General features: G+C 63.0%; 18 protein-coding genes and 1 pseudogene. 7 read left to right on the top strand and 12 right to left on the bottom strand.

The window, feature by feature from the left end:
* Positions 1–45: 45 nt before the first annotated feature.
* The 7 genes from C4K40_RS25770 to C4K40_RS25740 form a co-directional block, all read right to left on the bottom strand.
* Positions 46–1,569 carry a diguanylate cyclase gene (locus C4K40_RS25770; RefSeq protein WP_053131915.1) on the bottom strand — a complete coding sequence of 508 codons (1,524 nt, stop codon included), beginning with the start codon at positions 1,567–1,569 and terminating at the stop codon, positions 46–48.
* 138 nt (positions 1,570–1,707) lie between these two features.
* Positions 1,708–3,039 carry an OprD family porin gene (locus C4K40_RS25765; RefSeq protein WP_053131913.1) on the bottom strand — a complete coding sequence of 444 codons (1,332 nt, stop codon included), beginning with the start codon at positions 3,037–3,039 and terminating at the stop codon, positions 1,708–1,710.
* 190 nt (positions 3,040–3,229) lie between these two features.
* Positions 3,230–3,454, bottom strand: coding sequence for a hypothetical protein (locus tag C4K40_RS25760; RefSeq protein ID WP_022640787.1), 225 nt, complete (start codon positions 3,452–3,454; stop codon positions 3,230–3,232).
* A gap of 175 nt (positions 3,455–3,629) precedes the next feature.
* Positions 3,630–4,994, bottom strand: coding sequence for a heavy metal sensor histidine kinase (locus tag C4K40_RS25755; protein WP_053131910.1), 1,365 nt, complete (start codon positions 4,992–4,994; stop codon positions 3,630–3,632).
* Complete coding sequence (locus C4K40_RS25750; protein WP_053131907.1) at positions 4,984–5,661, bottom strand: heavy metal response regulator transcription factor; 678 nt, start codon at positions 5,659–5,661, stop codon at positions 4,984–4,986. The genes C4K40_RS25755 and C4K40_RS25750 overlap by 11 nt, the downstream gene beginning before the upstream one ends.
* An 8-nt stretch (positions 5,662–5,669) precedes the next feature.
* Entirely contained in the window at positions 5,670–8,765 is a 3,096-nt protein-coding gene (locus tag C4K40_RS25745; protein ID WP_053131904.1) for a multidrug efflux RND transporter permease subunit, read from the bottom strand.
* Positions 8,762–9,922 (bottom strand): efflux RND transporter periplasmic adaptor subunit, encoded by a 1,161-nt coding sequence (locus C4K40_RS25740; protein ID WP_053131900.1) that lies wholly within the window; start codon positions 9,920–9,922, stop codon positions 8,762–8,764. Before C4K40_RS25740 ends, C4K40_RS25745 begins: the two co-directional genes overlap by 4 nt.
* A gap of 223 nt (positions 9,923–10,145) precedes the next feature.
* On the opposite strand from C4K40_RS25740, the gene C4K40_RS25735 reads away from it, so the two are divergent.
* From C4K40_RS25735 to C4K40_RS25730, 3 genes and pseudogenes are all read left to right on the top strand, one after another.
* Positions 10,146–10,391, top strand: a complete 246-nt coding sequence (locus C4K40_RS25735) for a hypothetical protein (protein ID WP_022640784.1) — start codon at positions 10,146–10,148, stop codon at positions 10,389–10,391.
* Positions 10,392–10,548: 157 nt separating this feature from the next.
* Positions 10,549–10,830 (top strand): annotated as a pseudogene (locus C4K40_RS32310) (PAS domain-containing protein); the annotation flags it as partial.
* Positions 10,831–11,076: 246 nt separating this feature from the next.
* Positions 11,077–12,132, top strand: coding sequence for a methyl-accepting chemotaxis protein (locus tag C4K40_RS25730; protein ID WP_371263436.1), 1,056 nt, complete (start codon positions 11,077–11,079; stop codon positions 12,130–12,132).
* 30 nt (positions 12,133–12,162) lie between these two features.
* Here the strand turns inward: C4K40_RS25730 and C4K40_RS25725 are convergent, their stop codons facing one another.
* The 5 genes from C4K40_RS25725 to norR form a co-directional block, all read right to left on the bottom strand.
* Positions 12,163–12,912 (bottom strand): YkgJ family cysteine cluster protein, encoded by a 750-nt coding sequence (locus C4K40_RS25725; protein ID WP_053131895.1) that lies wholly within the window; start codon positions 12,910–12,912, stop codon positions 12,163–12,165.
* A 91-nt stretch (positions 12,913–13,003) separates the two neighbouring features.
* Positions 13,004–13,330, bottom strand: a complete 327-nt coding sequence (locus tag C4K40_RS25720) for a hypothetical protein (RefSeq protein WP_022640781.1) — start codon at positions 13,328–13,330, stop codon at positions 13,004–13,006.
* A gap of 163 nt (positions 13,331–13,493) precedes the next feature.
* The gene (locus C4K40_RS25715) at positions 13,494–13,973 is read right to left on the bottom strand and encodes a GNAT family N-acetyltransferase (RefSeq protein WP_022640780.1); all 480 of its coding nucleotides are present in this window, start codon (positions 13,971–13,973) and stop codon (positions 13,494–13,496) included.
* Positions 13,974–13,976: 3 nt separating this feature from the next.
* Positions 13,977–14,879 carry a chemotaxis protein CheV gene (locus C4K40_RS25710; protein ID WP_022640779.1) on the bottom strand — a complete coding sequence of 301 codons (903 nt, stop codon included), beginning with the start codon at positions 14,877–14,879 and terminating at the stop codon, positions 13,977–13,979.
* 136 nt (positions 14,880–15,015) lie between these two features.
* Positions 15,016–16,569 (bottom strand): nitric oxide reductase transcriptional regulator NorR, encoded by a 1,554-nt coding sequence (norR, locus tag C4K40_RS25705; RefSeq protein ID WP_053131893.1) that lies wholly within the window; start codon positions 16,567–16,569, stop codon positions 15,016–15,018.
* 154 nt (positions 16,570–16,723) lie between these two features.
* Here norR and hmpA point away from each other — a divergent pair, with 154 nt between their 5' ends.
* The 4 genes from hmpA (at position 16,724) to cyoB (ending at position 22,560) form a co-directional block, all read left to right on the top strand.
* Positions 16,724–17,905 carry an NO-inducible flavohemoprotein gene (gene hmpA, locus C4K40_RS25700; RefSeq protein WP_053131890.1) on the top strand — a complete coding sequence of 394 codons (1,182 nt, stop codon included), beginning with the start codon at positions 16,724–16,726 and terminating at the stop codon, positions 17,903–17,905.
* 383 nt (positions 17,906–18,288) lie between these two features.
* Positions 18,289–18,798 carry a disulfide bond formation protein B gene (locus tag C4K40_RS25695; protein WP_022640776.1) on the top strand — a complete coding sequence of 170 codons (510 nt, stop codon included), beginning with the start codon at positions 18,289–18,291 and terminating at the stop codon, positions 18,796–18,798.
* A 795-nt stretch (positions 18,799–19,593) separates the two neighbouring features.
* Entirely contained in the window at positions 19,594–20,538 is a 945-nt protein-coding gene (gene cyoA, locus C4K40_RS25685) for a ubiquinol oxidase subunit II (protein ID WP_031320464.1), read from the top strand.
* Positions 20,539–20,541: 3 nt separating this feature from the next.
* Positions 20,542–22,560, top strand: a complete 2,019-nt coding sequence (gene cyoB, locus C4K40_RS25680; RefSeq protein WP_031320463.1) for a cytochrome o ubiquinol oxidase subunit I — start codon at positions 20,542–20,544, stop codon at positions 22,558–22,560.
* Positions 22,561–22,563 lie beyond the last annotated feature (3 nt).

The raw sequence follows: 22,563 nt of genomic DNA, 5'->3' as shown, positions 1-22,563 counted from the left end.
TTGAAGGCCATCCCCCGGATGGCCTTTTTTTATGCCTGCGATATTTCAGGCGCTGCGCCTGGAGTGGCCCTGGGACATGTTGGAGACCACGCGGTTGCGGCCGCTGGACTTGGCCTGGTACAGGGCCTTGTCGGCGTTGCCGACCCAGTCTTCCTGGCGAGTGCCGGGGTTGCCCGACCAGGTATTGATACCGATGCTGACGGTCAGGCTGGCGGCATGTTCGGCAATGGCCGGCAGTGCCTCGATGCTGGCGCGGATCTTCTCGGCCAGCAGCGAGGCGCCGGCCGTATCGGTGCCGGGCAGGATCACCGCGAACTCTTCGCCACCATAACGCGCGGCCAGGTCCGTAGGGCGTCCCACGCAGTCGGCAATGTTCTGCGCCACCAGGCGCAGGGCCTGATCTCCCAGGGGGTGGCCGAAACGGTCGTTGAAGGACTTGAAGTGATCGATGTCGATCATCAGCAGCGACAACGGCTGGAGCGAGCGCTGGGCCCTGGCCCATTCGTTCTTCAGGGCCAGGTCCAGGCTCCGGCGGTTGGCCAGCCCGGTCAGTGCATCCACAGCGGCCAGACGCGCCAGTTCCTGCTCGGCGTTGTGCCGGCGGCGCAGCTCGCGGCACAGCAACAGGGTCAGCCACAGCAGGGCGATGCACAGGGCTCCGGTAGCACCGCTGACCAGCAGTGCGGTGCGCCGCCAGGAACCGAAGACCTCGTCGTTGGCCAGGGCGACGATGACGATCAACGGCAGGTCGCCGACCTTGGAGAAGGTGTACAGCCGGGGCGTCTGGTCGACACTGGAAATACTGCTGAAGCTGCCATAGCCCTCGCGCAGGAAGCGCACGAAATTCGGCCGCTGGCTGAAGTCCTTGCCCACCAGGTCGTCGGCCAGTTGTGGCTGCTGGGCCAGGAGGATGCCCTCGCGGCTGATCAGATTGATGGTGCCGTTGCGGCCGATATCGAGGCTCTTGAACAGCTGGTTGAAATAGCTCAGGCGCATGGCCGCTTCGGCAACGCCGAGGAAGTGGCCGTCTTCATCGTTGAGCCGACGGCTGAAGCTGATCCGCCAGTCCTGTTCGCTGGTGCGGGCGCGAAACGGACGGCTGATCAGCATGTCCAGCGTCGGGTTCTGCATATGGTTGCGAAAGTATTCGCGGTCGGCGAAGTTGCCTTCCCGTGGCTGCACCGAGGCCGAGTCGGCGAGTACATCGCCTTTTTTATCCAGCAGCAGGATATCGCCCTTGTACGGCGCGGCGCTGGCACGGTCGAAGAACGCCAGGTGGCGGATGGCGGCGGAGGCATCTTGCAGGTCGCTGCGCTGGGCAGCGCTGATCAGGCCCTTGAGGGACTGGTCGTAGAGTTCGACGTTGCGCATCACGTCGGCGTCGATCAGTTGCACGATGTTGTTCGCCGCGCGAATGGCGGCTTGCTCGGCGGCGGCGCGCTCACGGATCAGCAGGAAGGTGACGATACTGAGAATGGCCGCGACGATCAGCGAGCTGGCCAGGATCAACAGTCGTTCGGAGGTCGATGCGGGTTTCCCCGGGGGGGATATCGCATTGCTCGCGCTCATGGTTCTGATTTCTACCACCTCGAGGATTTACCGGCTCTACGGGGAACTGGTCAGGCATGCGGCCAGGCCCTCGCGCCTGTATAAATCCCACATGAACAAAAGGCCAGCAAAACCTGCTGGCCTTCTATTTATAGCGTCTTAGAACACATTGATCGGGTAGTCGACGATCACGCGGTATTCGTCGGTGTCGTTATCCACGGCGCCGTAGCCATTGCCGCCCCGGTTGGTAGCCCATTGCAGGCGCACCGCCAGGTCCTTGGCCTTGCCACCTTGCACCACATACTTGAGATCCAGGTCACGTTCCCAGTGCTTGGCATTCTTGCCATCGGCGCTGTACCAGTTGGCATAACCACGGCTGTCCGGGTTGACCTTGGTCAGGTCCAGCTCGCCGCGCGAATAGGACAGCGCCGAGGTCAGGCCGGGCAGGCCGACGCCGGCGAAGTCATAGGCGTACTTGAGCTTCCACGAGCGCTCGTTGGGGCCGTTGAAGTCCGAGTACTGCTGGGAGTTGTCCAGGTAGATGCTGTCACCCTGGGTGATGTAGTCGAACGGTGTATTGCCGTTGACCCGCTGGTAGGCGGCGGTGACGCTGTGGCTGCCTACACCGACGGTGAAATGCAGGCTGTAGGTGTTGTTGTCGATGTTGCCCAGCAGCGCCTTGCCGGTGTCCTGGGTGTGGTAGTAGTGCAGGCCCGGGTTGAGGCTGACCAGGTCGTTGACCGCGTAGGTGTAGTCCAGGTCGTAGTAGTACTGGTTCCAGATGTCCTTGAGCTCGGAAGCATAGAGGCTGCTGGTCAGCCCCGGCACGCCGCTCCAGGCCACCCCGGCCCAGTTCAGGTGGCGGCTTTCATCGTTGCTGGGCAAGGTGCCGTAGGCGGTACCGATGCGCTTGTGGCCGCTCTGGTTGTAGAGCTTGGTGAAGCTGGCCTGGCCGCCTTCGATCAACCAGCCGTCGAAGCTGTGGTTGGTCAGGCTCACGCCACGGAAGGTCTGCGGCAGCATGCGACTCATGCCACCGGCGATCACCGGGTTGTTGAGAAACAGGTCACCGGCTTTCAGTTCGGTGTCGAAGGCGCGCATCTTCAGGGCCGCGCCAGCGGTGGAGAAGGAGCCCGGGGCTTTGCCGCCGTCCTTGCCGCTACGGCTGATCGGCAGGATGCTCGAACCATCGGTGCCGCCACCGCCATCGAGCTTGAGGCCGAGCATGGCATTGGCATCCACGCCGAAACCGACGGTGCCTTCGGTATAACCGGACTGGAAAACCCCCAGGAAGCCTTGGCCCCACTCGATGTTGTCATCGTTGTGCTGCTGGCGGTTGCGGTGCATGTAGTAGTTGCGAGCGTTGAGCTTGAGGCTCGAGCCGGCGACGAAACCTTCGGTCGCGCTGTCCTCGGCGGCTTGTCCAAGGCTTGGGATAGTTGCAGCGATTGCAATGAATAGCGGGCTGACCTTCAGTGAAGTCCTAAACAACGTATTGCTCCTTTGGTGGGTGAAGATGATTTTTTATTTTGAATTCGGTGCGTTCTTGTTCTGTAGATGACGAACGTGCTGCGGGTTTCTCCACGACAAAAAAAAGCCGCTGGATTCAGCGGCTTTAAGACAACTTACTCCGGTGTAGAGCGCAGAGAAGTTATCGAGGGAAACGAGTCGGTGGCTTGGATCAACTGTCCTTTCGGGCATCAGCCTTGCTGTGCTCGGCAGTGATCTTCTGGGCTTGCTGACTGTTCTGCTGCTGGGCCGCCTGGGCGATCTGTGCTTGTTCGAACGCGGCGGCGCGTGCGGCATTGCGTGCGACGAAAGCCTGGGATTCTTCGGCCATGGCGGCAGGCGCCACGAACAGGGAAGACAAGACGAACGCGCTGGCAATACCCATGCTGTTGGACATTTCTGAAGACCTTCTTGCAGTGCAAGTTCAATTCGGTACGACAAAAATATAACCACGATGAGGCTGGAAAAAGAGCCGAACAGGATAAGGACTGTTACTAAAAAAACAACAGTCAAGAGCGCGATGGTTGCAGGATTTTACTGCCTGTTGTCCCAGGTCAGGGGTCGCGGTGGTTTCAGCGGGGCAGGTAGAGACCGAAGGTATTGATGCCCCGGTCGCTGAGCACGAAGACGTCGCCGCCATGCATAAGGGCGATGGCCTTGACGATGGCCAGGCCCAATCCATGATTAGCGCCACTGTTGCTGCGCGAGGCATCCACTCGATAGAAACGCTCGAACAAGCGTGGCAGGTGCTCGCTGGCGATACCCTGTCCCGGGTTGCTGACGGCGATCGCCACTTGCCGTTCCTGAACCTCGATCCGGACCCGGATCACTTCGCCGGCGGCGGTGTGCTGCACGGCGTTGCTCAGCAGGTTGATCAGCGCCCGGCGCAGGTGGGCGATCTCGATGCTGACCTGGGCGTCGCCTTCCACCTCGACCCTGACCTGGGCGTCTTCGAGGATGAAGTCCAGGTAGTCCAGGGTGGTTGCCACCTCGGTGGCCAGGGAAGCGCTGGTGAGCTTGGTGGCCTTGCTGCCCTGGTCGGCGCTGGCCAGGAACAGCATGTCGTTGACGATCGAGCGCAAGCGCTCCAGTTCTTCGAGGTTGGATTGCAGCACTTCGAAGTAGTGTTCCGCCGAGCGTCCCCGGGTCAGGGCCACCTGGGTCTGGCCGATCAGGTTGGTCAGTGGCGAGCGCAGCTCATGGGCCACATCGGCGTTGAACGATTCCAGGCGCGAGTAGGCCACCTCGACCCGCTCCAGGGTGGAGTTGAACGAGTTGACGAACTGGCTCAGTTCCGGCGGCAGCGGTGACAGCTGCAAGCGCCCGGAGAGCCGTGGCGGGGCCAGGCGCTGGGCCTCCTGGGACAACTTGATCAGTGGCTTGAGGCCGATCCGCGCCACCCAGTAGCCCAGGGCCGAGGCCAGCAGCACGCCGACGATGGCCAGGCCGATCAGGGCCATCAACAGATGGTGCTGGGTTTGGTGGAAGGTATCGGTATCGATGGCGATCAAAAAGCGCAGGGGCGGGCGCTGTTCCTTGGCAGGCAGTTGGCTGACCAGCACCCGCAACGGATAGGGATGTTCCTCCAGGGTCAGGTCGCGCATGCCCAGCGGGCCTTGGGCGAAGGCGCGGATCCGTGCATCGGGGTTGCCGTATTCATAGCCCGGGTCGCCACTGATGGCCCAGAAGCGGATGCGCTTGTCTTCCTCGCTGAGCAGCTTGAGCTTGGCGTTGATCTTGGCCCAGTGCTCCGGGTTCCCGTAGCGCGTCAGGGCCGACTCCAGCACGCTGTAGCGCGCATCCAGCTCGGCTTCCGGCAGCAGGCCCAGGCCCTTGTCCACCTGTTGATAGAGCGCCCCGCCGATCAGCAGGAAGATCAGCAGCGCCACCAGGGTGAACAGCCCGCTCAGGCGCAGGGCGATGGAATTACTCGGCACTGCGGTTCTCCAGCACATAGCCCATGCCGCGGATGGTATGCAGCAGCTTGTGTTCGAAAGGCCCGTCGAGCTTGGCTCGCAGGCGCTTGATCGCCACCTCCACGACGTTGGCATCGCTGTCGAAATTGATGTCCCAGACCATCTCGGCAATCGCGGTCTTGGACAGGATCTCGCCTTGGCGCCGGGCCAGCACGCTGAGCAGCGAGAACTCCTTGGCGGTCAGGTCCAGGCGGGTACCGGCGCGGCTGGCCTTGCGGCTGATCAGGTCGATCCACAGGTCGGCGATGCCGATCTGCACCGGTTCGTGGCCGCCGCTGCGTCGGGTCAGGGCCTGCAGCCGGGCCACCAGTTCGAGGAAGGAGAACGGCTTGCCCAGGTAGTCGTCGGCGCCATCGCGCAGGCCCCTGATCCGGTCTTCCACCCGTTCGCGGGCGGTGAGCATGATCACCGGGGTCTGCTTGCGCGCGCGCAGGGCCCGCAGCACGCCGAAGCCATCCAGGCCCGGCAGCATCACGTCGAGCACTATCACTGCGTAGTCGCTTTCCAGCGCCAGGTGCAGGCCCTCGATGCCATCGCGGGCCAGGTCCACGGTGTAGCCTTGCTCGGTCAACCCGCGATGCAGGTAGTCCGCGGTTTTTTCTTCGTCTTCGATGATCAGGACGCGCATGACCCGCCTCAGGAATTGGTTGCTGGCGCCAGGGCCGGTCGTGGCCGGTGGAACAGCCGCTCGAGCCACAAGTATATGACCGGGGTAGTGAACAGCGTCAGCGCCTGGCTCACCAGCAGGCCGCCGACCACGGCGATGCCCAGGGGCTGGCGCAACTCCGCGCCGGTGCCGTAGCCGAGCATCAGTGGCAGGGCGCCGAGCAGGGCGGCCAGGGTGGTCATGATGATCGGCCGGAAGCGCGTGACGCAGGCCTGGTGGATCGCCTCCTGCGCAGACAAGCCGCCATTGCGCTGGGCTTCCAGGGCGAAGTCGATCATCAGGATGCCGTTCTTCTTGACGATGCCGATCAGCAGCACCAGGCCGATCAGCGCCATGATCGAGAAGTCCTGGCCACACAGCCAGAGCATCAGCAGGGCGCCCAGGCCCGCCGAGGGCAGGGTAGAGATGATGGTCAAAGGATGCACGAAGCTCTCGTACAGCACCCCGAGGATGATGTAGACCGCCACCAGCGCCGCCAGGATCAGGTACGGCTGGCTGGCCAGGGAGCTCTGGAACGCCTGGGCCGCACCCTGGAAGTTGCCGCTGATGGCTGCCGGCATGCCGATCTCGCGCTTGGCCTGGTCGAGCAGGATCACCGCATCGCCCAAGGCCACGCCAGGAGCAAGGTTGAACGACAGGTTGGCCGCCGGGAACATGCCGTCGTGGGCGATCGACAGCGGGCCTACGGTGGGTGCATCGAAGCGCGCCAGGGCGGAAAGCGGGACCATCTGCCCGGTCAGGGGCGAGCGCAGGTAGAAGTAGTCGAGGCTCTCGGCCTTGCCGCGTTGTTGGGTATCGAGCTCCAGGATCACGTTGTACTGGTTGACCTGGGTCTGGAACTCATTGATCTGGCGCTGACCGAAGGCGTCGTACAACGCCTCGTCGACATCGCTGGCGGTCAGGCCGAAGCGGCTCGCAGCGACCCGGTCGATATCGATGTGGGTAATGCTGCCGCCCAGTTGCAGGTCGTTGGAGATATCGCGGAACGCCGGGTTGCCGCGCAGTTTCTCGGTCAGGCGCTGGGTCCAGGTGGCCAGGGTCGCACCGTCGTTGCTCTTGAGCACGTACTGGTATTGGGCACGGCTGGGGCCCGAGCTGAGGTTGATGTCCTGGCCGGCCCGCAGGTAGAGGGTGATGCCCGGCACCTTCATCAATTGCGGACGGATGCGATCGATGAAGGCGCTGGCGGAGACGTCCCGCTCGCCGCGTTTTTTCAGCGAGATCCAGAAGCGGCCGTTGGCGATGGTCTGGTTGCTGCCGGACACCCCCACCGAATGGGAGAACGCCTGCACCGCCGGGTCGGCGGCGACGATCTCGGCCAGGGCCTGGTGCTTCTTCACCATGTCCGGATAGGAAATATCCGCCGCGGCCTCGGTGGTGCCGAGGACGAAGCCGGTGTCTTGCACCGGGAAGAAGCCCTTGGGAATCAGGATGTAGCCGGCGATGGCCATGCCCAGGGTCAGGGCGAAGATGCCCAGCATCAGCCTCTGGTGCGCCAGGGCCCGGCGCAGGCCGCGCTCGTACAGGGCCAGCAGGCGCTCGCCGAAACCCGGCTTGCCATGGGGTGGATGCACCGGGGCACGCATGAACAGCGCGGCCAGGGTCGGCGCCAGGGTCAGCGAGACCACCACCGAGATCATGATGGTCGAGGTGGCGGTCAGGGCGAACTCCTTGAACAGCCGGCCCACCACGCCGCCCATGAACAGCAGCGGAATGAACGCCGCCACCAGGGAGAAGCTGATGGACACCACGGTGAAGCCGATTTCCCCGGCGCCCTTGATGGCCGCTTCGCGCATGCCATCGCCGGCCTCCAGGTGCCGGTGGATGTTCTCCACCACCACGATGGCATCGTCCACCACGAACCCCACGGCGATGACGATGGCCACCAGGGTCAGGTTGTTCAGGCTGAAGCCCATCACATACATCAGCGCGCAACTGGCGGTCAGCGACACCCCCAGCACCGCCGAGACGATCAGGGTCGCCGACCACTGGCGCAGGAACAGCGCCATCACCGCCACCACCAGCAGCACCGCGATCAGCAGGGTGATCTCCACTTCATGCAGCGAAGCGCGGATGGTCTGGGTGCGGTCCACCAGCACCTTGACCTGCACCGAGGCCGGCAGCATCGCCTCCAGGCCCGGCAGGGCGGCCTGGATCCGGTCCACGGTCTCGACGATGTTGGCGCCCGGCTGGCGCGAGATCACCAGGTTGACCCCGGGCTGGTCGCCGGACCAGGCCTGGACATAGGCGTCTTCCGGGCCATCCACCACCCGGGCCACGTCCTGCAGGCGCACTGGCGCGCCGTTCTTGTAGGACACGATCAACTGGCCGTACTCCTCGGGATGGAACAGCTGGTCGTTGGTGGACAGGGTGGAGATGCTCGAGGCGCCGTACAGTGCGCCCTTGGCCAGGTTGAGGCTGGTCTGCTGGATTGCCAGGCGGATGTCGGCAAGGGTCAGGCCGATGGCCGCCAGCTTGTCCGCCGAGGCCTGGACCCGGATGGCCGGGCGTTGCTGGCCGGTGATGTTGATCTGGCCGACCCCGTCGATCTGGCTGAGTTGCCGGGCCAGCAGGGTCTCGGCGTAGTCGCTCAGTTCGGTCCCGGGCATCTGGGTGGAGCTGATGCTGAGGATCAGCACCGGGCTGTCCGCCGGGTTGACCTTCTTCCAGGTAGGTAGCGTGGGCATGTCCTTGGGCAGCTTGCCGGCAGCGGTGTTGATCGCCGCCTGCACTTCCTGGGCGGCGGTGTCGATGCTCTTGTCCAGGGTGAATTGCAAGGTCAGCAGGCTGGTACCCAGGGCGCTGCTGGAGGTCATCTGGGTCATGCCGGGGATGGCGCTGAATTGCACTTCCAGGGGCGTGGCCACCGAGGAGGCCATGGTGTCCGGGCTGGCCCCGGGCAGGGCCGCCGAGACCTGGATGGTGGGGAACTCGGCCTCCGGCAATGGTGCCACCGGCAGGCGCGGGAAGGCGATCAGCCCCAGCAGCACCAGGGCGAAGGTCAACAGGACGGTGGCCACTGGATGGTCGACGCACCAGGCGGAAATCGAGCCATGGCCTTTCATGGCTTGGACTCCTGGGCCTGGGCCACCTGCGGCGGATCGCCCACCACCTGGACCAGCGCGCCGGGCTTGAGTCGCGACTGGCCGTCGCTGACCAGCACATCGCCGGCCTGGACCCCGGAAATGATATTCAGGGCGCTATCCTGGTACAGCACCTGCACCGGCACCGCTTCCACCTTGTCGCCCTTGACCCGGTACACGAAGCGCTGGTCCAGGCCGCGCTGGACCACGGTCGGCGGTACGGTCAGCGCGCCCTGGTCCAGGGCGGTCTGGATCTTCACCGTTACCAATTGTCCAGGCCAGAGCGCCTGGCGAGCATTGGCGAACTCGGCCTTGGCGCGCAGGGTGCCGGTATCGCTGTTGATCTGGTTGTCGATCAGGGTCATGTGGCCGTTGCCCAGCAGCGCCCCGGGGTGGTCGCCGTCGGCCCCCAGGTAGGCCTTGACCGCCGCTGGATCCTGGGCCTGCACCAGGCCTTGCAGGGTGGGCAGCATCTGCTGGGGCAGGGAAAACTCCACGGCGATGGGATCGATCTGGGTCACCGAGAACAGGCCCTGGCTGTCGGTCATGCGCAGGAAGTTGCCTTCATCCACGGTACGAATACCCACTCGTCCAGTAACTGGAGAGCGGATCTGGGTGTAGGACAGCTGTACCAGGGCGGCATCGATGGCTGCCTGGTTGCCCTGGACTGTGGCGTTGAGCTGGTTGACCAGGGCCAGTTGCTGGTCGTAGGTCTGCTTGGAAACCCCGTCATCCACCGACAGCAGCTTGTAGCGCTTGAGGTTGATCTGGGCCACCTGGAGCTGCGCCTGGTTCTGCGCCAGTTGGGCCCGGGCCTGGTCCAGGGCGGCACGGATCGCCCGGTCGTCGATGGTGGCCAGCAGGTCGCCGGCCTTGACCAGTTGCCCCTCCTTGACCAGCAACCGGGTGAGGATGCCATCCACCTGGGGCCGGATGACCACGCTGTGCAGCGACAGCACCGTACCGATGCCGCTGGTGTAGCGCGGCAGGTCCTGGCGGAGCACTTCCACCACCCGTACCGGAATCGCCGTGGGGGCGGCCGATCTGGCGGTCGTTGGCCGGTACAGGAACCATGCCCCGGTGGCGACGAGGGCCACGAGCAGGGCGGCGGTGACGGCGGTTTTCTTGGCGATGGACATGGAGGGAGGCGCCGGGGGGCAGTGATGTCGGAAGGATGGCCAGGATCTGTGGACAGTTATATTCCGGCGACCGGGTCAGCAGCGTGACGGCCAGCTGTCAGCGCTGTCAGAAAAGGCCTCGATGGGCGCTGTCGCCACGCTCAAAGTCCTGGGCCCTGCAGGTATACTGCCGCTCCCCGTGGTCCGTTTCTGGTCCCGGTTGTCCTATCTCCCCGGAGTTTCCATGACATCCCCCGTACAGCCCGATATCAATGCGGTTTCGCACACAGAGCCTGTGGCTGAGTCGGTCGCCAGCGACAGCGAAGGCAAAGCCGCGATCCCGGCGTTCAAGTTTCCTTTCAAGCCCGCGCAATTCCTGGCGGCCAAAAACGCGAGCCAGCCCAGCTATCGCAACGGTGCCGGCGATTACCACGCCAAGACCCCCGGTGTAGCGCCTCCGGGCACTCGACGCTCCATGGGCAAACGCTGAGATCGCCGACAATCGCGGATAAAGCAGCCATTTACGCTTTTCAAGCACGATGATGGCTAATTGCTTTAAAACTGAGCTGGATCAGTGTTTGTGCTTTCAGTGCGCTTAGAGTCAGCAGCCCTGCTGACTCCACCCAACAATTACGAGCGCGCTATCCATGAAGATCAACCTTCCGGTTACTGGGCGAAACGTGGACTTTGCCCCTGATGCGAACATCCTCTCGACCACCGATCTGACCAGCGCGATCACCTACGCCAACCCTGATTTCATCAATATCAGTGGTTACAGCCGTGAGGAATTGTTGGGCTCTCCTCATAACCTGTTGCGCCATCCGGACATGCCGAAGGCGGCGTTCGCCCATATGTGGCGGACCCTCAAGCGCGGCCGTTCGTGGATGGGCATGGTGAAGAACCGCTGCAAGAACGGCGATCACTATTGGGTCAGTGCCTACGTCACCCCCGTGACCCGCGACGGCCAGGCGGTGGAATACCAATCGGTGCGGACCAAGCCCAGCCCGCAACAGGTACAGGCTGCCGAGCGAGCCTATGGCCGCCTGAACAACCCGGGGCCATCCTGGTGGAACCTGCTGCCGGTGATGAGCCTGCGCTTGCGCCTGTGGGCCTGGATCAGCGCCAGTTTCATCGGCACCTTCGGCATCTCGGTGTGGCTGTTGCCCCAGTCATGGATGTACCAGGGCGCGGCGGTGGCCCTGGGATGCTGCCTGGGCTCGTTGGGTGTCGGCTGGCAGTTGCGGCCACTGGGGCGCCTGAACCAGCGGGCGCGGCAGATCGGTGACAACCCTTTGAGCCAGGGCATCTATACCGGGCGGATGGACGAGTTCGGGCGTATCGAGTTCGCCCTGCAGATGCTCGAGGCCCAGGTCGGCGCGGTGGTGGGGCGTATCGGCGACGCTTCCCAGCGCCTGGCCGGGCATGCGTCCGAGTTGGTGGAACACTTGCATTGCAGCCACAACAGCACCCTGGAGCAGCAGGCGGAAACCGATCAGGTAGCGGCGGCCATCAACCAGATGGCGGCCAGCGTGGCCGAGGTGGCCACCCATGCCCAGCAGGCTTCGGTGGCGGCCGACCAGGCAGAGAGCGAAACCCGCGAGGGCCACCTGTTGGTGGGGGAAAGCCGCAGCGCGGTGCTGCGCCTGGCCAACGAGCTGGAGCGGGCTACTGAAGTCATCCATCAGTTGGAAAGCCACAGCATCGACATTTCCGGGGTGCTGGAGGTGATCCGCAGCATCGCCGAGCAGACCAACCTGCTGGCCCTGAATGCGGCGATCGAGGCGGCGCGCGCCGGGGAGCAGGGCCGCGGTTTCGCCGTGGTGGCCGACGAGGTGCGCGGGTTGGCCCAGCGGACCCAGGATTCCACCAATGAGATCCAGCGCATGATCAGCACCCTGCAAAACGGTGCGCGCAACGCCGTCGAGGCCATGCAGCACAGCAGCCAGCATGTGGAAAGCAGCGTCGATCAGGCCCAGCGTGCGGCGGTGGCTCTGGACGGCATCAGCCAGCGGGTCAACCAGATCACCGAGATGAGCTTGCAGATCGCCGCGGCAGTGGAAGAGCAGAGCGCGGTGAGCGAAGACATCAACCGCAACATCATCGGCATTCGCAATGCCTGCGAGGCGACCGTCCATGCCGGCCAGCTCAGCCATGTGAACTCCGGCGACGTGGCCGGCCTGGCAGGGGATCTGCGCCAACTGGCCCTGGAGTTCTGGCACAAGCGCGCCTGAGCCGCGTCTCGATGCCGCCAGGCGCCGGGCTCAGGCGGCCCGCAGCGGGATGAAGGCGTAGTCCAGGGGCGTATCGCTGGCCACCTGGGCGCCACTGGCCGCGACCTCGGCGGCGACTTGTTCGTTGGACAGGTGGAAGCGCCAGGCTTGTTCCGGCGCTGTGAGCGGGTTGGCCTGGAGCTGGTCGATGGCCTGGGACAGGGCGCCCATGTCCGGCAGGTAGGCGGTAAAGCCGTCCCCCTTGAGCGCCGTGGTGCGGATGCCCAGTCGCGCGCAGATGGCTTGCTTGGCCTGGATGTCCTCCCGGTCGGCCTGGCGCGAGCGCTGGATCAGTTCGGCCAGTTGCTCATCCACCAATTGTCCGCCGAGGATCAATTGCGGGCCCTGTTCCCAGGATTCCGGCGGGCACTCCTTGGCCGTGGGAACCAGAGGAATGTGCGGATTGATCTCCATGGGGTAGATGCGGCACACCAACGGCCTGCGCTCATAGATGCGGCACAGCTGGTCTTCGTCAAGATTCCGGCAGGGACCGACGTTATAGGCGGCGAAGGTGATCGCCACATAGGCATCGGCACTGCCGCTGGGCACCCGGCAGGAACGGCGCTGGGCATGGTCGCGCTGCTGTGCCGGCAGACCCAGGCCATTGCCGAGGAAGGCTTCCACCAGCACGATCACCTGGCCGCCATCGGCCGCCCAGGCCCGGGCTTCGGCGAGAGTCAGGGGAACATGGTGGTCGTGGCAGCACTTGCCACAGCCTACGCAGGAAAACCGAGTGTTCATGGTGTGAGCAACCAAAGCGGATCGAAAGGGCGCGTCGGCTTTCTGTTGTTCGACGCTGCGAATGGCCCTGGCGAAGCAAGTTATGCGCCAGTCAACGGCTCTTAAGCGCTGGGCCAATGCTGTCCCATTCGCTGACCACCGCCTTGCGGCTTGGCCGGTGGTACAGGCACAGCTCGATGCCGTTGCGGCCCCGCATGTGCTTCTGTGGATACTGGCCCTGGAGCAACAGGGCGCTATAGCCGACCCGGTCGTCGAACTGGGTTCCGGGGCCCAGCGGTTTGGCGTCTTTCAGGCCGCTGGCCTGGACGCAGGCGCGCTGCATGGCCTGCTCCAGTTCGGCCCAGGCCTGGTCGCTGGAAGCGTGGGCCGAGCCAGAGACGGCGACGAGACAGAGCAGGGCCAGGGTCTTGTGGTTCATGGAGCGCGATCTCAAGGCGTGATACCCAGATGGACCCCGGCGACGGCCTGTGGTTCGCTGCTGTCGCAGGCGACAGGAGGGGAGGGCGAAGGTTTTGCGGGTCTGGTCGCGGCCTCGCAGGCTCAGCAGTGGCTACAGGTCGTGCGTGTCGGCGTAAGTTTGCCTATGGCACCAGCTCGCGGCGGACCACTTGCATGCCGGCGCTGTCGTACAGGCGGCGGGCGCGCAGGTTGTCTTCCAGCACCTTGAGGTCGAGCCGCTCTTCCCGGCGTTCGGCGAACATCACGAACACCTGTTGCAAAAGGGCCCGGCCCAGGCCTCGGCCGCGTGCGTCGGCATGCACCACCAGGTCCTTGAGGTAGGCGCTGGTCCAGCACTGGGCCACGCCAATGACCCGACCGGCCTCCTGGAGCACCAGGCAGAGTTCAGGATCGTATTCGGCATCGGTCTCGAAGGCCTTGCGCCAGGTATCGAGGTCCGGGACGCGGCCGCCGCCGTCCAGGTAACCCAGCTGCATCAAATGATGCACCTCTGGTGCGAGATCCGGGCTGTAGTGGCTCAGGCTGACCCCGGCCGGCCATCGAGGGGCGAGCTGCGGGCCGCTCAGGTCGCGGCGCATCAACAGGCAATAGCGTTCTTCCACGGTTCAGGCTCCGTGGGCGGCGATGGCCTTGGCCGCATCGATCAGGCAGCGAGTCAGCTCCGGCGAGGAGAACTTGGTCAGCACCGCATTGGCCCCGGCCTGGCGCGCCTTCTCGCTGTTCATCGCGCTGTCCAGGGAGGTATGCAGCAGCACATACAGGTGGGCGAAGTCCGGGGTCTCGCGCAGGGTCCGGGTCAGGGCATAGCCGTCCATCTCGGACATTTCGATGTCCGAGACGATCAGATTGATTTCGTTGGCCGTGCCTTGCAGTTCCAGCAGGCAGTCGATGGCTTCCTTGGCGCTGCGGGCGGTGTGGCATTGCAGGCCGAGGTTGCGCAGGGTGTGCACCGATTGCTGCAGTGCCACCTGGCTGTCGTCCACCACCAGGATGCGCGCGTTGCCCAGGGCATCGGCGTCTTCCATGCTCAATTCGGTGGGGGCCATCTCGATCTGGGCCGGGGCGATGCCATGGATCACCTTCTCGATGTCCAGCACCTGCACCAGGGTCCCGTCTACCTGGGTCACCCCGGTGATGTAGGACTTGATGCCGCCCGAGCCGTAGGGCGGCGGACGGATATCGGTGGTCAGACAGTGCACGATCTTGCTCACGGCCTGCACGTGCAGGCCCTGCTTGGAGCGGCTGACGTCGGTGACGATCAGGCAGCCGGCGTCCGGGTCGGCCAGGGGGCGCTCGCCGATGGCCCTGCTGAGATCGATCACCGACAGCGAGTTGCCGCGCAAAGTGGCGATGCCTTTCACATGGGGATGGGATTCAGGCAGCTTGGTCAGGGGCGGGCAGGGAATGATTTCGCTGACCTTAAGCAGGTTGATGGCCATCAGCTTGCCGCTGCGCAAGGTAAACAGCAGAAGCGAAAGCGAATCTGCGCGGGCTTTGTTGGAGGACATAAAAACCTTCTTCTTGAAGAATTGGCGCGTGGATCGAACCACGGACAACCATTGATAACGGGTTATCGACGTTTTCAGGACGGGCTTTAGCCGGATTGGCCGATCCGGCTCGTTGCATGCACCGCCCCGGGTGCGCTCATTTGAGCCCCAGGCGCCTGGCCAGGCGACTCAGGTTGGCCCTGTCCAAGCCTAGCTCACGGGCGGCGGCGGCCCAGTTGTGCTGGTACCGTTGCAGGCAGGCGTCGATCAACTGGCGTTGGTAGTGCTCGGTGGCCTGGCGCAGGTCCCCGGAAGCCGCCAGTGGCAGGGCCGGCGGCGCTGCTTCGGCGGCCACGCCGGGTTTTTCGCCTGCATGGGGCAGGTCCAGGTCCGCGGCGTCGAGGCTGAGGATCTTCGGCCGCTGCCGGTGGTTGCCCAGGGCCTTGAGGGCGCTGCGGCCGATCAGGTGCTCCAGCTCGCGGACGTTGCCCGGCCAGTGGTAGGCCAGCAACGCGGCCTGGGCATCGGCGCTCAGGCGCAGGCTGCCCAGGCCCATGCGCGAACGGTTCTGCTCCAGGAAGTAGCCGCTGAGCAGCAGTACGTCGCGGCCACGGTCGCGCAACGCCGGAACGCGCAGTGGATAAACGCTCAGGCGATGGTAGAAGTCGGCACGATAGCGGCCGTTGCGCACCTCTTGGGCCAGGTCGCGATTGGTCGCGGCGATCAGGCGCACGTCCACCCGATGCTCCTTGTCCGAGCCCAGGCGCTGCAACTGGCCGCTTTGCAGCACGCGCAACAGCTTGGCCTGGACGAGCAACGGCAATTCGCCCACTTCGTCGAGGAACAGGGTGCCGCCGTTGGCCAGCTCGAACTTGCCCTGGCGGTCCTGGGTGGCGCCGGTGAAGGCGCCCCGGACATGGCCGAACAGTTCGCTTTCCACCAGAGTATCCGGCAGGGCCGCGCAGTTGAGGCTGACCAGCGGCTGGTCGGCGCGTAGCGAGGCGGCGTGGATGGCCTGGGCCACCAGTTCCTTGCCGACCCCGGTTTCTCCGGTGATCAGGACCGTCAGGTCGCTGCTGCCCACCAGGGCGATTTCTTCCATCAAGTGCTTGTGGGCCTTGCTCTGGCCGATCATTTCCCGATGCTGGCCGCTGGCCTGGCGATACACCTCGGCGCGCTGGTGCTCGTTCTCCGCACGCTGGGCCAGGCGTTCGATGCGTTCGGCGGCGCTGACGGTGGCTGCGGCCAGGCTGGCGAAGGCCTGCAGGGCATCCAGCTCGATGGGTTCGAACCGTTGCGGATCCAGCGCGTCGAGGGTCAGCAGGCCCCATGGGCGTTCGTCGACGAACAGTGGGCAGCCCATGCAATCGTGGATCTCCAGGTGTTCGTCGAGCCCTTCCACCAAACCGTCGTAGGGGTCGGGTAGCTGGCTGTCGCTGGCGAAGCGGGTTGGTCCCGGGCTGGCCAGCAACGCGGCGAAACGCGGGTGTTCGCTGACCTTGAAGCGACGGCCCAGGGTGTCGGTGCTCAGGCCATCGACGGCTAGCGGCACCAGCCACTCGCCATCCAGGCGCAACAGCGCGGCGGCGTCGCAAGGCAGGAGCACGCGCAGGGCCTCCAGCAGGCGTCGATAGCGCTCGCCTTCCGGCAATTCCCGGGACAGGTCGGTGACCAGGGGCAGCAGTGTGGTGAGCAGGGCTTTTGCAGTCATAAAGACTCCTTGTAGTCGTTACGACTATAAATTCATTGCGGTCATTATGACTACTATGTTTTTAACTTGTTGAATTTAAATGATTTTTATCTTGGCACGAATACTGATTGGACGAGGGAAACCTGCAAGCAGTCATAAGTCCAGGAGTTGTCCCATGCTAAGCGTCCAAGATCGCGCCATCATCAAATCCACCGTGCCCCTGCTGGAAAGCGGTGGTGAGGCCCTGATCACCCACTTCTACCGGATGATGCTCTCGGAGTATCCAGAAGTCCGCCCACTGTTCAACCAGGCTCACCAGGCCAGCGGCGACCAGCCCCGGGCCCTGGCCAATGGCGTGCTGATGTACGCCCGGCACATCGACCAGCTCGACCAGCTGGGAGACCTGGTAGCCAAGATCATCAACAAGCACGTCGCCCTGCAGATCCTGCCGGAGCACTACCCCATCGTCGGCAGTTGCCTGTTGCGGGCCATCGCGGAAGTGCTGGGCAGCGAGATCGCCACCCAGGAGGTTATCGATGCCTGGGCCGCGGCCTACAACCAGCTGGCGAACATCCTGATCGGCGCCGAGGCGGCCATCTACGACGAGAAGGCCCAGGCCCCGGGCGGCTGGCGTGGTGCCCGGGAGTTCAAGTTGGTGCGCAAGGTGCAGGAAAGTGCGGAAATCACCTCCTTGTATTTCGAGCCGGCCGACCAGGGGCCGATCCTCGCCGCCGAGCCGGGCCAGTACATCGGCCTGCAACTGTTCATCGATGGCCAGGAAATTCGCCGCAATTACTCGCTGTCGGCCCTGTCCGACCAGGGCCAGTACCGCATCAGCGTCAAGCGCGAGGCCGGTGGCGTGGCCTCCAACTATCTGCATGACCAATGCCCGGTGGGCAGCAGCATCATGCTGTTCCCGCCTGCCGGGGAATTCACCCTGCAGGCCAGCGACAAGCCGCTGGTGCTGATCAGTGGGGGCGTCGGCATTACCCCGACCTTGCCGATGCTGGAGGCAGCGTTGGCTACCGAGCGTCCGGTGCACTTCATTCATTGTGCGCGCAACGGCCAGGTGCATGCCTTCCGCCAGTGGGTCGACGCCCTGGCTGAACGTTATCCACAGCTCAAGCGTTTCTACTGCTATGCCGAGGATGATGGCGTCAGCCCGGCGGCCGACAACCTGGGCTTGTTGACCCAGGATCAGCTGGCGCAGTGGCTGCCCGAACAGCGCGACCTGGATGCCTACTTCCTCGGTCCCAAGGGCTTCATGGCGGCAATCAAGCGCCACCTGAAGGCCCTGGGCATTCCTGAGCAGCAGAGCCGCTACGAGTTCTTTGGCCCGGCCGCGGCCCTGGAATAACCCTCCCGCCTGCCGGCTCCTGTCCTCCAGGGGCCGCTTGCCGGCGCCCACCATGTGCATTCCAGCCACCATGGGGCGCCGGCAATCTCCAGACCCATTGGCCGACCTTGGAAGGGCGGCTGCCGGGTTAATCCCGACTTAACCTGCCTGTCGTTAATTGCCTGCGATATCGTCCGGGGCGCGATTGCCCGGGCGAGCAGTTCGATTGCGTTGCTCGCCCGGCAGGCCTTGGCTTGCAGCCTGCAAACCGTGCATTCAAAGGTCATGTTCAGCGTGTAGACTTCCGGGCACTGCGACGGCGAACCGGCCATTTGGCAATTTCACAGCGCGCCGCCGCGATAGAGGCGGGCGGGCCGCTGCAACACACAGAAAAAGGAATAGGGATGAGTGACGACAGACTGCGTTTGGGGCGTGAACGACGCTTCCTGGTACTGCTGGGGGTGATCTGCCTGGCACTGATCGGTGGTGCCTTGTACATGCAGGTGGTGCTGGGCGAGGCGCCTTGTCCGCTGTGCATCCTGCAACGCTACGCCTTGTTGCTGATCGCGATCTTCGCCTTCATCGGCGCGGCCCTGGGCTCGCGCCGCGGCGTCACCATCATGGAGACCCTGGTGGTCATCTGCGCCATCGCCGGCGCCGGGGTGGCCGGGCACCATGTGTATACCCAGTTCTATCCGGCGGTGAGCTGTGGCATCGATGTACTGCAGCCGATCGTCGACAGCCTGCCGCTGGCGAGCATCTTTCCCCTGGGGTTCCAGGTCGATGGTTTCTGCTCCACGCCGTACCCGCCGATCCTTGGTCTGTCCCTGGCCCAGTGGGCGTTGCTGGCGTTCGTGCTGACAGTGATCCTGGTACCGCTGGGCGTGGTGCGCAATCGCAAGAAAACCTATTGATCGTCTTGCAAAAGCCCCGGTTCCTGTGGAGGAACCGGGGCTTTTTCATGTCGCGCATGAGGTGCCTGAAAAGTCCGTGATTTGCGGCAAGCCAAAGGGCAACAAAAGTGCGACATGTTGTCACACTGTCGCAGCCGCAGAGAGACAAGGGAATGGTTTCAAGAGACTGCAATTTCACCAACTGGTTCAATTCGAGCCTGTCAGTTTGTGTATGCCGGCAATGTCGAAAAAACCCATAGCCTGCTATCTATACAATTCTTCACAGACCCCGTTTTACAAGGGCTGAGCCATACGGATGGCGGCTTTCAGCGACTTTTTCAGGCGCTTGCCGATACTGGTATGAGGGGCTTTTCTGGGGTTTTTGTTGCGAATGAAAATCGATATGATTGCGGTCCTTCGTAACAATCATGTGGGATTGTTGCGGTCAGCGATAAAAATTATTTCGGGATAAGACATGGTTTATAAAACGCGACATATCTACAATCGCCCGCACTGAATTTCCGACGCTGCTCACCCCTGAGCACACGAGGATGGTCGAGGAGTGGATTGAGCGCTCCATGCGACTGCAGGTGTTGGCGCCTTCCTAACTTCCGCACCAAATGGAATTGGTCTGTAACAAGGCCTTTGACCACGAGATCGAATAAGAACCACTGCTAGCCCGGGATGTGTCGTTGAGCGTTTCACCGCAACGGGCAGGCCCTTATTCAATTGAAGAAAAATGCCAACCCTTGGCAGGGTGAAGTGTTGGCGATCAAAACCCAACTGCATTGCGCAAGCTGCTTTAGAGGTCGTGAGATGAGTAAAAACAGGTACCCCAGATTACTAGGCTTATTGCCGCTGCTCAGCATGTTGATGCTGGGAGGCTGCAAATGGACCTTGCTTGATCCCAAGGGTCAGGTCGGTCTGGACGAACGAAACCTGATCATCACTGCAACCATCCTGATGCTGCTGGTGGTGGTGCCGGTCATTCTCATGACCTTCGCCTTCGCCTGGAAGTATCGTGCTTCCAACCAGAACGCGACCTACGCGCCGAAATGGTCCCACTCCACCAAGATCGAAGTGGCCGTATGGGCCGTGCCGATCATGATCATCCTGGCCCTGGGCTATGTGACCTACAAGTCGACCCACGCCCTGGACCCTTATCGTCCGCTGGAGTCCGACGTCAAGCCGGTGACCATCGAAGTGGTCGCGATGGACTGGAAATGGCTGTTCATCTATCCGGAGCAGGGCATTGCCACGGTCAACAAGATCGTGTTCCCGGCCCATACCCCAGTCAATTTCCGCGTGACCTCCGACACCGTGATGAACTCGTTCTTCATCCCGGGCCTGGGCGGCCAGATCTACGCGATGGCGGGCATGACCACCAAGCTGCACTTGATTGCCAACCAGAACACCGAACTTGAAGGTATCTCCGCCAACTACAGCGGCGCGGGTTTCACCGGCATGAAGTTCAAAGCGATCGCAACCAGCCAGGAAGAGTTCGACGCCTGGGTAAACGAAGCCAAGAAGGCACCTAAACAGCTGGACACAGCTGAATACGCGGCCCTTTCCAAGCCAAGCCAGAACAACCCTGTGGAGCTCTACTCCTCGTACGCGCCAAACCTGTTCCAGACCATCGTCGACAAGTATGAAGGTATGACTCCAGGCAAGCCGCTCAAGCACGAGAAGAAAGAGAAAGAAGTGGCCACTTCGCAGGGAATGGACATGAGCTCGCATTCAGCTGCCGGGGCAGAGGAGTAAACGATGTTTGGTAAATTAAGTCTGGACGCGATACCGTTCCACGAGCCGATTGTCATGGTGACCATTGCCATGATCGCGCTGGGTGGTCTGGCGGTCGTCGCGGGTATCACCTATTTCAAGAAATGGACCTACCTGTGGTCCGAGTGGCTGACTTCGGTCGACCACAAGAAAATCGGCGTGATGTACATCATCGTTGCCATGGTCATGCTGCTGCGTGGCTTTGCCGACGCCATCATGATGCGTTCCCAGCTGGCCCTGGCCACCGAGGGTTCGCCTGGTTACCTGCCACCTGAACACTATGACCAGATCTTCACCGCACACGGTGTGATCATGATCATCTTCATGGCGATGCCATTCTTCACCGGCCTGATGAACCTCGTCGTGCCGCTGCAGATCGGCGCTCGCGACGTGGCCTATCCATTCCTCAACTCCCTGAGCTTCTGGCTGCTGGTTTCCGGCGTCGTGCTGATCAACCTGTCCCTGGGCGTTGGCGAATTCGCCAAGACCGGCTGGGTTGCCTATCCGCCGCTGTCGGGCCTGCAATACAGTCCTGGCGTGGGTATGGACTACTACATCTGGGCGCTACAGCTTTCAGGTCTAGGGACAACGCTGACGGGGGTCAACTTCCTGGCCACCGTACTGAAGATGCGTACCCCGGGCATGAAGATCATGGACATGCCGATCTTCACCTGGACCTGCACCTGGGCCAACGTGCTGATCGTGGCTTCGTTCCCGATCCTGACCGCTACCCTGGCGCTGCTGACGCTTGACCGCTACATGGATTTCCACATTTTCACCAATGAACTTGGTGGCAATCCGATGATGTACGTGAACCTGTTCTGGGCCTGGGGTCACCCCGAGGTGTACATCCTGATCCTGCCGGCGTTCGGTATCTTCTCCGAAGTCATCTCGACCTTCTCCGGCAAGCGCCTGTTCGGCCACCATTCGATGATCTACGCTTCCGGCGCGATCTCGATCCTGGGCTTCATGGTCTGGCTGCACCACTTCTTCACCATGGGCTCGGGTGCCAGCGTCAACGCCTTCTTCGGCCTGGCGACCATGCTGATCTCCATCCCGACCGGGGTGAAGCTGTTCAACTGGCTGTTCACCATCTACCACGGCCGTTTGCGCATCACCAGCCAGGTTCTTTGGACCCTGGGCTTCATGGTGACCTTCGCCATCGGCGGCATGACCGGCGTACTGCTGGCCATCCCGGGTGCCGACTTCGTTCTGCACAACAGCCTGTTCGTGATCGCGCACTTCCACAACGTGATCATCGGCGGTGCGGTATTCGGTTACATCGCCGGCTTCGGCTTCTACTTCCCGAAAGCCTTCGGCTTCAAGCTGCATGAAGGTTGGGGCAAGGCTGCTTTCTGGTTCTGGATCTCGGGCTTCTTCGTCGCGTTCATGCCGCTCTATGCACTGGGCTTCATGGGCATGACCCGTCGCCTGAACGCCACCACCAACCCCGAGTGGGTACCGTACCTGTACGTCGCCATGGTGGGTGCAGTCTTGATCGCCGTGGGTATCGCCTGCCAGTTGATCCAGCTGTACGTCAGCGTGCGTGATCGCAAGCAGAACATGTGTGTATCGGGCGACCCGTGGAATGCCCACACCCTGGAATGGTCGACCTCGTCGCCACCTCCGTTCTACAACTTCGCGGTACTGCCGAAAGCCGAAGGTATCGATCCGTTCACCGAAGCCAAGGAAAACGGCACTGCCTACGAGCAGCCTGGCCGCTACCAGCCGATCCACATGCCCAACAACACCGCTACCGGTTTGGTCATGGGGGCTCTGCTGACCGTGTTCGGTTTCGCCATGATCTGGCACATCTGGTGGATGGCCATCGCAAGCCTGGCCGGCACCGTGATCTATTTCGCGATCCACGCTGCCCGTGATGATCAAGGCTACATGGTGCCGGTCGAGACGATCGAGCGCATCGAAGCCGAGCAGCACAAGCGTCTGGTATCGGAGAAGAAGATCCCGGCTTCCCGTGTTGAAACCTCGTTGGAACAGGCTTAATCC

This window comes from Pseudomonas sp. CMR5c (assembly GCF_003850545.1).
In the GTDB taxonomy this organism is placed as follows: domain Bacteria; phylum Pseudomonadota; class Gammaproteobacteria; order Pseudomonadales; family Pseudomonadaceae; genus Aquipseudomonas; species Aquipseudomonas piscis.
This window is presented reverse-complemented; position numbering and strand designations above follow the sequence as displayed.

What these genes read in the sequence shown, in the direction of transcription:
- C4K40_RS25770 (WP_053131915.1), bottom strand. Translation starts at nt 1,569, where the DNA reads ATGAGCGCGAGCAATGCGATATCCCCCCCGGGGAAACCCGCATCGACC.
- C4K40_RS25760 (WP_022640787.1), bottom strand. Translation starts at nt 3,454, where the DNA reads ATGTCCAACAGCATGGGTATTGCCAGCGCGTTCGTCTTGTCTTCCCTG.
- C4K40_RS25750 (WP_053131907.1), bottom strand. Translation starts at nt 5,661, where the DNA reads ATGCGCGTCCTGATCATCGAAGACGAAGAAAAAACCGCGGACTACCTG.
- C4K40_RS25745 (WP_053131904.1), bottom strand. Translation starts at nt 8,765, where the DNA reads ATGAAAGGCCATGGCTCGATTTCCGCCTGGTGCGTCGACCATCCAGTG.
- C4K40_RS25740 (WP_053131900.1), bottom strand. Translation starts at nt 9,922, where the DNA reads ATGTCCATCGCCAAGAAAACCGCCGTCACCGCCGCCCTGCTCGTGGCC.
- C4K40_RS25735 (WP_022640784.1), top strand. Translation starts at nt 10,146, where the DNA reads ATGACATCCCCCGTACAGCCCGATATCAATGCGGTTTCGCACACAGAG.
- C4K40_RS25730 (WP_371263436.1), top strand. Translation starts at nt 11,077, where the DNA reads ATGTACCAGGGCGCGGCGGTGGCCCTGGGATGCTGCCTGGGCTCGTTG.
- C4K40_RS25725 (WP_053131895.1), bottom strand. Translation starts at nt 12,912, where the DNA reads ATGAACACTCGGTTTTCCTGCGTAGGCTGTGGCAAGTGCTGCCACGAC.
- C4K40_RS25720 (WP_022640781.1), bottom strand. Translation starts at nt 13,330, where the DNA reads ATGAACCACAAGACCCTGGCCCTGCTCTGTCTCGTCGCCGTCTCTGGC.
- C4K40_RS25710 (WP_022640779.1), bottom strand. Translation starts at nt 14,879, where the DNA reads ATGTCCTCCAACAAAGCCCGCGCAGATTCGCTTTCGCTTCTGCTGTTT.
- norR (WP_053131893.1), bottom strand. Translation starts at nt 16,569, where the DNA reads ATGACTGCAAAAGCCCTGCTCACCACACTGCTGCCCCTGGTCACCGAC.
- hmpA (WP_053131890.1), top strand. Translation starts at nt 16,724, where the DNA reads ATGCTAAGCGTCCAAGATCGCGCCATCATCAAATCCACCGTGCCCCTG.
- C4K40_RS25695 (WP_022640776.1), top strand. Translation starts at nt 18,289, where the DNA reads ATGAGTGACGACAGACTGCGTTTGGGGCGTGAACGACGCTTCCTGGTA.
- cyoA (WP_031320464.1), top strand. Translation starts at nt 19,594, where the DNA reads ATGAGTAAAAACAGGTACCCCAGATTACTAGGCTTATTGCCGCTGCTC.
- cyoB (WP_031320463.1), top strand. Translation starts at nt 20,542, where the DNA reads ATGTTTGGTAAATTAAGTCTGGACGCGATACCGTTCCACGAGCCGATT.